The sequence below is a fragment of the Paenibacillus sp. Y916 genome, from assembly GCF_056786435.1.
This window is the reverse complement of the sequence record NZ_JBXCJA010000019.1, coordinates 51,461-62,907: the sequence shown is the minus strand read 5'-3', so window position 1 is coordinate 62,907 and position 11,447 is coordinate 51,461. Positions and strand designations below refer to the sequence as shown.

Annotated in this window: 10 protein-coding genes; 8 read left to right on the top strand and 2 right to left on the bottom strand. The window is 42.3% G+C overall.

From position 1 onward, the window contains the following. Window positions 1-491 precede the first annotated feature (491 nt). Complete coding sequence (locus tag AC1TO9_RS24100) at window positions 492-680, bottom strand: hypothetical protein (protein WP_482060703.1); 189 nt, start codon at window positions 678-680, stop codon at window positions 492-494. A 448-nt stretch (window positions 681-1,128) separates the two neighbouring features. On the opposite strand from AC1TO9_RS24100, the gene AC1TO9_RS24095 reads away from it, so the two are divergent. The 8 genes from AC1TO9_RS24095 to pssA all read left to right on the top strand — a co-directional run bounded on the left by AC1TO9_RS24095 (window position 1,129) and on the right by pssA (window position 10,206). Next, window positions 1,129-1,590, top strand: a complete 462-nt coding sequence (locus tag AC1TO9_RS24095) for a CtsR family transcriptional regulator (RefSeq protein ID WP_482057802.1) — start codon at window positions 1,129-1,131, stop codon at window positions 1,588-1,590. Between the two features lie 27 nt (window positions 1,591-1,617). After that, complete coding sequence (gene mcsA, locus AC1TO9_RS24090; RefSeq protein ID WP_482057801.1) at window positions 1,618-2,142, top strand: protein-arginine kinase activator protein McsA; 525 nt, start codon at window positions 1,618-1,620, stop codon at window positions 2,140-2,142. Between the two features lie 27 nt (window positions 2,143-2,169). Continuing rightward, a complete protein-coding gene (gene mcsB / locus AC1TO9_RS24085; RefSeq protein ID WP_482060702.1) occupies window positions 2,170-3,243 on the top strand; it encodes a protein-arginine kinase McsB in 1,074 nt (357 codons plus the stop codon). Window positions 3,244-3,276: 33 nt separating this feature from the next. Further along, window positions 3,277-5,742 (top strand): ATP-dependent protease ATP-binding subunit ClpC, encoded by a 2,466-nt coding sequence (clpC, locus tag AC1TO9_RS24080; protein WP_482057799.1) that lies wholly within the window; start codon window positions 3,277-3,279, stop codon window positions 5,740-5,742. Between the two features lie 202 nt (window positions 5,743-5,944). Next, a complete protein-coding gene (locus AC1TO9_RS24075; protein WP_482060701.1) occupies window positions 5,945-6,193 on the top strand; it encodes a hypothetical protein in 249 nt (82 codons plus the stop codon). Window positions 6,194-6,909: 716 nt separating this feature from the next. Beyond that, a complete protein-coding gene (gene radA / locus AC1TO9_RS24070) occupies window positions 6,910-8,277 on the top strand; it encodes a DNA repair protein RadA (protein ID WP_482057796.1) in 1,368 nt (455 codons plus the stop codon). A 67-nt stretch (window positions 8,278-8,344) separates the two neighbouring features. Further along, on the top strand, window positions 8,345-9,421 hold the full coding sequence (gene disA / locus AC1TO9_RS24065) for a DNA integrity scanning diadenylate cyclase DisA (protein WP_482057795.1): 1,077 nt from the start codon (window positions 8,345-8,347) through the stop codon (window positions 9,419-9,421). 59 nt (window positions 9,422-9,480) lie between these two features. Next, the gene (gene pssA, locus AC1TO9_RS24060) at window positions 9,481-10,206 is read left to right on the top strand and encodes a CDP-diacylglycerol--serine O-phosphatidyltransferase (RefSeq protein WP_482060700.1); all 726 of its coding nucleotides are present in this window, start codon (window positions 9,481-9,483) and stop codon (window positions 10,204-10,206) included. Between the two features lie 571 nt (window positions 10,207-10,777). On the opposite strand, the gene AC1TO9_RS24055 is transcribed toward pssA, so the two are convergent. Next, window positions 10,778-11,173 (bottom strand): DUF1573 domain-containing protein, encoded by a 396-nt coding sequence (locus AC1TO9_RS24055; protein WP_482057793.1) that lies wholly within the window; start codon window positions 11,171-11,173, stop codon window positions 10,778-10,780. Between the last annotated feature and the right edge of the window lie 274 nt (window positions 11,174-11,447).

Below are 11,447 nucleotides of genomic sequence, written 5' to 3'. Positions count from 1 at the left end.
AGCCCTCCAGCGCCGATGGTACTTGGACCGCAGGGTCCTGGGAGAGTAGGACGTCGCCAAGCATAAGAACCACTGTTGATTTCGATCAACGGTGGTTTTTCTTTTGTTTGAAACTGGATCTGAAGCTGTCTAAGCATCAAGGAGTTCTATCCACCACCTCACCCAGCGTACTTTAACCACCAATCATAAACCATCAACCATCAACTTCCCATTTGTTCCGCGCACCATCCAGTACCACTCACCAACTCCAATCATCAGTACCTCCTGATGCAGTAGTTGCACATAGTACAGCTAAATTCAGCTAAATTGCTTCTGACGCCAATTTAGTTGCAAATCTACACTTAATTACTTGAAAATCACCACTTATCCGCAAATCGCAACATTTAACTGTACTTTCTGCAACTAAAACTCACTATAGCTACTTTTCCTTCAAACTAACTGCCTTTTATACAACTAATTATCTATTTACTTTTCTACAGCGGCTCAAGGCTTCATTTTTCTGCGCTTCGACCACTGCTACCCAATTCCTCAGCTACCCAACGACTGCACCTCAGCTCACAATCCATCAACTTGCCCCAACAACTGCACCTCAGCTCACAACCCATCAACTCGCCCCAACGACTGCACCTCAGCCCACAACCCATCAACTTGCCCCAACCACTAGACATCGTTCCCAACACTTCCCCAACTCACCATGCAGTTGCACATAGTACAGCTAAATTCAGCTAAATTGCTTCTGACGCCAATCTAGTTGCAAATCTACACTTAATTACTTGAAAATCGCCACTTATCCGCAAATCGCAACATTTAACTGTCCTTTCTGCAACTAAAACTCACATTAGCTACTTTTCCTTTAAACTAATAATTCTTCTTTTGTAGAGCATATTATCAAGCCAACTAAGGATTTGCCTGATCTTACTCGATAATCCCAGCTTGCAAGAATATTATTGCTTAGAGAGGTCCACACTAAAAATATGTAATACCCCTTGGCAAAACCAAAGAATATGATATAATATTAACAAAGTCAAAGAAAGTCAAAGTCAACCAACGAAGAGATGAGGAATAGAACTACATCTTGGGAAGTGGGTAACCACGAAAGAGTTGAGGTTGATAACTGGAGGATGAATGATGCGTAATATCTCTGATGTTATTGAGCAATATCTGAAGAATATTCTGCATGAAAGTCCCGAAGGAACAGTGGAAATTCAACGCAACGATCTGGCTGAGAAGTTTGTCTGTGTACCATCACAGATCAATTATGTCATCAGTACTCGCTTTACGTTAGAGAAGGGCTATCTTGTGGAGAGCAAGAGAGGCGGTGGAGGTTATATTCGGATTCAACGAATTGATCTTCCGCAACACTCTGAACTTCATACCCATCTAAGACAGACGATTGGTGAAGATATCGACCAGACGACAGCGGAAGGGCTGATCTATCAACTGGAGGGATCCTGTTTCCTAAGCAAACGCGAAGCTACTTTAATGCGTGCAGCGATCTCCAGGGAATGCCTCATGATCAAGCTACCTTACAGGGATGAGATACGTGCCAGAATGATGAAAGCGATGCTGATCTCTTTATTAGGTAAATGACCTACGAAGAAAGGGAGGTACATCGACATGCTTTGTCAAGAATGCGAAAACAAACCGGCCACACTTCATTTTACCAAGATTGTAAATGGAGAGAAAACGGAATTTCATGTGTGTGAATCATGTGCTCGTGAGAAGGGCGAGATGATTCCTGGGGTAACAGGAGGATTCTCGATTCATAGCTTATTGTCGGGATTCATTGACTTCGACGCAGCTAAGAAGATTCAATCCGGTACCTCGAAAGGCGCTCAAACGTTACGATGCGAAGAATGTGGCATGACGTACTCACAATTTAGTAAAGCTGGACGCTTTGGATGTAGTTCGTGTTATAAATATTTCAACGATCGTCTAGATCCCTTATTCAAAAGAGTTCACGGGAGTACTGCTCACGTGGGCAAAGTACCGATAAGGGGTGGCGTTCAAATACAAGTTAAACGACGGTTACAGGATCTGAAGTCTGAGCTGCAACAACAAATTATCCAAGAAGAATTTGAAGAGGCTGCAGCACTTCGTGATCAGATTAGAGAGCTTGAAAAGGGATTGTCAGAAGAGTAAAGTTCTTTTTAGAAGGAGGAATGCGTAATGCCAAATCTCCGATTCACCGAACAAGCGCTTAGTCAATGGATGCTCGGTGACGCAAACGATTCCGACATTGCGATAAGTAGTCGAGTTCGAGTGGCGCGCAACATACAGCATATTCCATTCCCCTTGCTTGCGACAAGTGAGCAATCGATGGTGGTGCGAGATACTCTAACAGACATGAAGAAATATGAACCATTAGAATCATTTGGTACATTCCATATGCTTTACTTAGATGACATTTCACCATTGGACAAAAAAGTTCTTGTGGAGAAGCATCTGATTAGTCCAAGTCTGGCTAACGAATCAGAACATGGTGCAGTTATTCTAAGTGAAGATGAATCCATTAGCATTATGATTAACGAAGAAGATCATTTGCGCATTCAATGTCTATATCCAGGATTCCAGGTACGTGATGCTTGGGAGAAGGCGACAGCCCTTGATGATATATTTGAGGCACATATTGATTATGCATTTGATGCCACACGCGGTTATCTAACAAGTTGTCCGACCAATGTAGGAACAGGACTTAGAGCTTCGGTGATGATGCATTTACCAGCACTGGTGATGACACAGCAGATCAATCGGATTTTGTCAGCGGTATCCCAAGTAGGCTTAACGGTAAGAGGAATCTATGGCGAGGGTAGTGAAGCTGTAGGTAATATATTTCAAATATCGAATCAGATTACACTGGGACAGACAGAGAATGAAATTATCGATAATCTACACAGTGTTGTGTTGCAAATTATTGAACATGAGCAGAATGCTCGTGAACGACTGCTCAATGAATCGAAGCTTCGAATGACGGATCGTGTACAACGATCATACGGAATTTTGTTATATGCAGAAATGTTAGACTCGAAAGAGGCTGCACAACGGCTATCTGATGTTCGTCTTGGTGTTGATTTGGGTATTATTAAGGGGCCATCCACCCCTGTAATGAATGAATTGAATGTTATGACCCAAGCGGGTTTTCTTCAAAAGACATTCGGGGAAGCCATTACTAATGAGGAACGTGACGTCTATCGTGCTAGGTTAATTCGGAAGAAGTTAGGTTCTCAAGATAATATACAATAAGAAGAATTTAAATTTCATGGAGGTGTAGGAGTTATGATGTTCGGGAGATTTACGGAACGTGCGCAAAAGGTGCTCGCATTGGCTCAAGAAGAAGCGGTTCGTTTAGGTCATAATAATATAGGTACAGAGCATATTTTGCTTGGTTTAATTCGTGAAGGAGATGGCATTGCTGCTAAGGCTTTAGTTGGGCTTGGTCTAGGACTCGAGAAGATTCAAGATGAAGTGGAGACACTGATTGGTCGAGGACAAGAACAGCCAACGAATATCGCCTATACTCCTCGCGCTAAGAAAGTGATTGAACTTTCAATGGACGAAGCTCGTAAGCTGGGACATACGTACGTTGGAACAGAACATATTTTGCTTGGTCTTATTCGTGAGGGTGAAGGTGTGGCTGCACGAGTACTTAACAATTTAGGGATCAGCCTGAATAAAGCGCGTCAACAAGTGTTGCAACTACTTGGCAGCAATGAAACGGTATCAAGCCATAGTGGAACACAAGCGAATGTGAATACACCAACGTTGGATGGCTTGGCACGGGATCTAACGGCATTTGCTAGAGAAGGTAATCTAGATCCAGTCATTGGTCGTAGTAAGGAAATTGAGAGAGTTATTCAGGTGCTTAGTCGCCGAACCAAGAATAATCCAGTATTGATCGGTGAACCTGGGGTAGGTAAAACAGCCATTGCTGAAGGACTTGCACAGAAAATTATTAATAATGAAATTCCTGAGACACTTCGTGATAAAAGGGTTATGACACTCGATATGGGATCTGTTGTAGCTGGAACTAAATACCGTGGTGAATTTGAAGATCGTCTTAAAAAGATTATGGATGAAGTTCGCCAAGCAGGTAATGTTATTCTTTTCATTGATGAATTGCATACGTTGATTGGTGCTGGTGGAGCGGAGGGTGCTATCGATGCATCTAATATTTTGAAGCCATCCCTTGCTCGTGGAGAATTACAATGTATTGGGGCTACAACCCTCGATGAATACCGTAAGTATATTGAAAAAGATGCAGCTTTAGAGCGTAGATTCCAGCCGATTGTAGTGGATCAACCATCACCGGAAGAAGCTGTTCAGATTCTATTCGGCTTGCGTGATCGTTATGAAGCACATCACCGTGTGAAGATTACGGATGAAGCAATTGTTGAAGCAGTTAAATTGTCGGATCGCTATATTCCAGACCGTTTCTTGCCAGATAAGGCCATTGATCTAATTGATGAAGCCGGTTCTAAAGTAAGATTGAATTCTTACACGATTCCACCGGATTTGAAAGAATTAGAAAGTCGACTTGAAGATGTTCGCAAGGAAAAAGATGCCTCTGTCCAAAGCCAAGAATTCGAAAAGGCAGCTGCTCTACGTGATACTGAACAAAAGATTCGTGAAGAGTTAGATATTACGAAGAATCAGTGGAAAGAGAAACAAGGAAGCACGGATTCTGAAGTGACACCAGACGATATCGCTCAAATTGTGGCAAGCTGGACTGGAATTCCGGTGAGTAAGCTGAAAGAAGAAGAGACAGCACGTCTTCTGAATATGGAATCGATTCTACATGAACGTCTAGTTGGACAAGAAGAAGCGGTCAAATCCGTAAGTAAAGCGGTACGACGTGCTCGAGCTGGACTTAAAGATCCTAAGCGTCCGATGGGTTCATTTGTATTCCTTGGACCAACAGGTGTAGGTAAGACAGAACTAGCGCGTGCGTTGGCCGAAGCATTATTCGGAGATGAGAATGCTATAGTACGGATTGATATGTCTGAGTATATGGAGAAACATTCGACGTCTCGTCTCGTTGGAGCGCCTCCAGGGTATGTAGGGTATGAAGAAGGTGGCCAATTAACGGAGAAGGTACGCCGCAAGCCATATTCTGTCGTACTGTTAGATGAGATTGAGAAGGCGCATCCTGATGTATTTAATATTCTACTACAAGTGCTAGAAGATGGTCGCTTGACCGATTCCAAAGGTCGTGTAGTTGACTTCCGCAACACACTTATTATCATGACTTCCAATGTAGGAGCAGAAGCGATCAGACGTAATTCAACGTTGGGCTTCACGGCTGTGCAAGATGGGGGAGCCGATTATGGCAACATGAAGGACAAAGTGATGGGTGAACTGAAGAAGACTTTCCGACCAGAATTCTTGAACCGGATTGATGAAATCATCGTATTCCACTCATTGGAACAGAAACATATTGCAGAGATTGTAACATTGATGTCTGAGGAACTTCGTAAACGATTGAAGGAACATGATGTGGATTTCATATTAACAGATGAAGCTAAAGCATTCTTGGCTAAAGAAGGATATGATCCAGCCTTTGGTGCACGACCACTTCGTCGGGCGATCCAAAAGCATATTGAAGATCGGTTATCTGAAGAACTACTAACAGGTAATATTAGCAAAGGAGATTCCCTTCTTATTGATAAAGGGGAAGACGGGTTGACAGTAACTAAGAACAGTCCATCGGATACTCCTGAAGCAGATAACAAAGAACAAGAATAACGTATTGGATCGGATATACCCGAGGTAGGTAACTAAGAACAATTAAGCCCATAGGACCCACCCGTGGTAGCGTTGTACTCTTGTAAATTGTGCGAAATGTAATAATGAAGTAGTACCCTCTTAATGATGGAGGGTACTACTTTTTTTACATTTTAATAGGCTCGATCGAGGGGAATGAGGGAAGTCGTAAGGTTGGTGGAGGGTGAGAGTAGGAGTAGAAGTAGAAGTAGAAGTAGAAGTAGAAGTAGAAGTAGAAGTAGAAGTAGAAGTAGAAGTAGAAGTAGAAGTAGGAGTGGAAGTGGAGTTTCGTAAGTGTTCTAACGGAAGTGACAGACCTTATTGTGTCTCAAACGTCACTTTTGGAAATCTAACGGAAGTGAGCGACCTTATTATGCGCTTTTCTCTGGATTATGGAAACTTATTCGCATATAGAGGCCTGTATTTCCGTTAAAATTCCAAATGGGCATCTATTCATAGAATAAGGTCTGTGAGTTCCGTTAAAACTTCGCCACTCCCCGATGCACTCAGCATCCGGGGCCTACCGCCGCAGTTGCAGAAGCTAAGTAGTCACAAACGTTGAATAGTCATCACCACCGCCATCATCATGCTCCCCGCCGCCACCGTCACCCCCACGCTCGCAACTGCAGAAAGTGCAGTTAATTCAAGTACAAAGGTATGGTAGAGGGAAATAGATGCAAAAAGTACAGTTGTTTCATACACAAAAGTGCGGTCGAGAGAAATAGTTGTTTAAACTACAGTTAAAAGTGGTGATAACGATGAAAAGTGATATTTTCCAGTAACTAGCTACCTTCAATGCAACTAAAGTTAGCTTTAATGGAATTTGGCCGAATTTAAGTGCACTTTATGCAACTGCAGCTATAACTGTAACTGCATTTCCAACCGCTTTTGCATCCGCAACTACAGGAGATTGGAGAAGCTGGAAAGTGGTTATAATGTGAAAAGTCCTCTGCCTCATCAGAGTGTATCTCAGTTTAATTAAGGATGATGTAAACTTTTCATCCCTTCTTTACGATAAATCATATATAGAAGGAATAAATGAGCGAGGATTTACCTTTAGTTCATTCCATCTTGGTGGTAAACTTAATAATAGCGTGAATTCGACATCATTAGCATAACTTACTGTGCTATTTAATTAAGGAGAGAACAATGGCTAAGCTTAAAATAAAGTTTAACTGTACCGAGTGCGGATATGAATCGCCGAAATGGTATGGGAAATGTCCAGGCTGTCAGGCCTGGAATTCAATGGTGGAGGAGACCGAAAGTGTCGTTAAGACACAAGGTATGAACTCTTCCCTTTTTCAGAGTAAAGAAAAGCCACTCCCCATCATAAGTATAGAAAGTAGCAAAGAAGGAAGAGTGGACACGGGGATTGCCGAACTAAATCGAGTACTAGGTGGAGGAATCGTTCCAGGTTCACTTGTCCTCGTTGGTGGTGACCCGGGTATTGGTAAATCAACATTGCTTCTCCAAACATCGCATTCTTTATCTATGTCAGGACTTCGGGTGCTCTATATTTCAGGTGAAGAATCCGTACAACAGACGAAGTTACGAGCTGATCGGCTCGGTGCGCTATCTGCCGAATTATACGTTCTATGTGAGACGAATATGGAAGCCATCGAAGAAGCTATCGAAAGCGTTAAACCTGATTTTCTAGTGATCGATTCGATTCAGACTGTTTATTTGCCTGAGGTAACAAGTGCTCCTGGAAGTGTATCTCAGGTTCGGGAATGTACTGCCCGATTTATGCGTGTCTCTAAAGGTCAAGGTATCGCAACCGTTCTAGTGGGTCATGTTACTAAAGAAGGAGCGATTGCAGGACCGAGAATGCTTGAACATATGGTGGATTGTGTGCTTTATTTTGAAGGAGAAAGACATCATACGTATCGCTTGCTTAGGGCGGTGAAGAACCGGTTCGGATCGACGAATGAAATTGGCATTTTTGAGATGAGTGAAAGCGGTCTTAATGAAGTGGAGAATCCATCGGAGCTATTCCTCTCAGAGAGACCTCTTGGAGTAGCGGGCTCAACAGTTGTTGCAAGTATGGAAGGTACAAGACCTGTCCTTGTTGAACTGCAAGCGCTAATTACTTCTACCAATTTCCCATCCCCACGTCGAATGTGTACTGGGATTGATCATCATAGAATGAGTCTTATTATTGCCGTTTTAGAGAAAAGAATGGGGATGTTCCTTCAGAATCAGGATGCGTATCTTAACGTTGCCGGAGGCGTGAAGCTTGATGAACCCGCGGTAGATTTAGCGATCGCAGTGAGTATTGCATCTAGTTTTCGAGACGCACCGACAAGGCCATATGATGTGTTCTTTGGTGAGGTTGGCTTGACGGGTGAAGTGAGGGGTGTATCTCGCGTAGAACAGCGTGTGAAGGAAGCAGAGAAATTAGGATTCAAAAGAGTTATTCTGCCCGAGAAGAGCTTGAAGGGATGGCGCCATCCTAAAGGGATAGAACTTATTGGTGTAACGACTGTTGCCCAAGCATTGGCAGCTGCGTTAGATTAGTTCCGTTTTAGATTATAAATCTGCTGTAGACTTATCCATTGCATTAGATTAGGGGGTATTAACTTTAATGAAGGAAGCCAATCAGGTAGATATAATGAATGATCTATTGAAGTTAGTTGCACCTGGAACTCCCTTCAGGGAGGGACTTGAGAACGTATTGCGTGCGAAGACAGGCGGGTTAATCGTTGTCGGATACAGTCCTGAGGTGATGGAGGTTGTGGATGGTGGATTCTCGATCAACTGCGATTTCTCACCCAATTATTTATACGAGTTAGCGAAGATGGATGGGGCTATCATATTGAGTGAGGATCTCAAACGAATTCTGTATGCGAACACGCAATTGATCCCTGATTCCTCCATTTCGTCTTCCGAAACAGGGATCCGGCATAGAACCGCTGAGCGTGTGGCGAAACAAACAGGAAAGCTTGTCGTTTCGATCTCACAGCGTCGCACGATTATTACGTTATACCAAGGAGGCTTACGCTACTCGCTTAAGGAGATAGGTGTCATTCTGACCAAAGCGAACCAAGCCATTCAGACATTGGAGAAGTATCGGTCCGTACTGAATCAAGCACTAACCAATCTGTCTGCATCGGAGTTTGAAGAACTCGTTACGGTACCTGAAGTTGTTAGCGTAGTTCAACGCGTGGAAAGAGTCGTTCGAATTAAAATGGAGATCAAACGATATATTACTGAATTAGGTAATGAGGGTCGTCTGATCAGCATGCAATTGGAGGAACTGGTTAGTAATATGGAAGTGGAGGCTTGGCTTCTATATAGAGACTATGCCAAAGTGGATAAGGAAGAGAAAATTCGTGAGATTATTGCTGGGCTGAAGCGTGCCACCGACGATGAATTGCTGGATCTTCATTACATAGCTCGATTATTAGGATACTCAGCATCATCGGTTACATCGGAGGAAGCCATCGTACCGCGAGGATATAGAGTGCTGAACAAAATACCTCGATTGCCTAATGTAATCATTAATAACCTGTTGGAACGATTCGAACAATTGCCGCAAATTATGACAGCAACTATCGAAGAGTTGGACGAAGTGGACGGGATTGGAGAGGTTAGGGCGAAGAATATTAAGGAAGGCCTGAACCGCTTACAAGAGCAAGTATTCATTGACAGGCAAGTATAAATGCCATACAATCAATGAATGATCAAGGCTGATTTGAACTAGATTGAGGTGAATAATGAATGACAAAATCAATTCCGAATATGTTCACATTGGGGAACTTGGCTCTGGGAATGATTGCCATGATGTTGGCACTGAATGATAAGTTTAGTATGGCTGCGATTATGATCATTATTGCGATGTTATTAGATGGTCTTGATGGACGTGTCGCAAGGGCATTGAATGCACAAAGTGAGTTCGGGAAAGAGTTAGATTCTCTTTCAGATATGGTCTCTTTTGGTGCAGCACCTGCAATCCTGATGTATATGGTTACATTGCAAGATATGCCGTATTCCATCGCTTGGGCAGCTACAGCCATATTCCCGATGTGTGGGGCATTTCGTTTAGCAAGGTTCAATGTACGAACAGGAGGAACAACAGGCTATTTCATCGGGTTACCGATTCCAGCAGCTGGGGGAGTATTAGCAACATTAACTCTTTTTCATAAAGAAATATCTGGCACTTATATGGTTATAATCATGTTATTGTTATCCTATTTAATGATTAGCAGGGTAAGATATCCGAACTTTAAGAAGATTGGCCTACCTAGAAAGGTAGTTATAGGTGCACCAATCGTCATTATTATTGCTGTAGCTATTGCAGTGATATATCCAGAACAAATATCCAAGGTAATTTTTATACCGTTAGCCACGTATGCTGTATATGGTGTGAAGAAGAGTATAGACAGAGCTTTAAGACGCCGTAACAAAGAGAAGACGGAAGAGGATCCTCTTCATATGGATAATTAACTGAATGAGGATTAAGAGCCTCGATATATGTATAAATAAAAAGCATTTATTTCATGCCTCTAGGGCAACGAGATAAATGCTTTTTTTGTCCTATTCAGGGTGGAATCAATCCAAAAGTACATAGTATGTCATTGTAACATTTGGAAGAGTATTTTATACAAGAAGTTCGCTTGAATAAGATGGAATAGTTGCATAAATGATACTTACTCAGAAGAAAAGGGTGGCTGAAGAAGAATTAGTTGCACAAAGCACACTTAAAACAGGGGAAATGATGAGAATAGATGATTCTCCAGTAATTAGATGACCTTTATACAACTAAACGTAGTGAAAAGGGAATATGACCAAATTTAAGTGTACTTAATGCAGCTATTGGTGATTGGGGGGACGGTATATGTTAGGTAGCTGTGAAGTAGATAGTGGATAGTGGAAAGTGAATAGTGAATAGTGAATAGTAGGCAGTAGCTAGTAGAAGTCCCTGAAAGTAAGCCAAAGAAGGGAATAGAACGAACTCTTTCGCCAAGAACGTCGCAAGGAGTTTTTCTTATCATTCCCCAGCATGTATAAATCAATATTAAGACATATTGAATAGTCCAAGGGTAGAGCATTTCGTCGATTCTTCTGCAACGACGTCATCCATATTAATATCAAGTAAGTTACAAAGGGCTGACAAATAGAACATATTCCGTCCCAATTCCGTGCTGATGAATTCCTTACAGTTCTCGCATAAATGACCAGATACGTGAGATCCTACAACTTCTTTTGATGATGAGAGGTTTAACTCTGGCTCAAAAGTTTGTTGGGTAGCATGAATTTCAATGCATCCACAGTCAGTAACTGCTTTGACAACGGCCCTATTCAATGATGCACTGCTCTGTCCATTCTTAGACAAGACATCAAGTAGGCTGCGGTGACGGAGTAGTAGGTCTGATACTTGATTCTGGAAATCCTGTAAACTTAATGAACCCATTTTATCAATCACCTCTAGTATTATGAATTGCATTCATTATATGCCAGTCGTTTACTTATTTTCAACTAGAAAAACTACAATCATCCCAAATAGCTAGGTCATGAGGCTATGAAGTGATGAACATAAATTATTATGCGGGGTAGGGTTATTCATCGTTGAACTGGATCATACTGGATAAGGATATGTATGAGTGAAAGTTCAAAAAGTCAGGTTTTCAGCACCGAGAAGATTGAATGAAGCCAGGGAGAGAGGAGCGGAGCGTAGGCAGTACCTA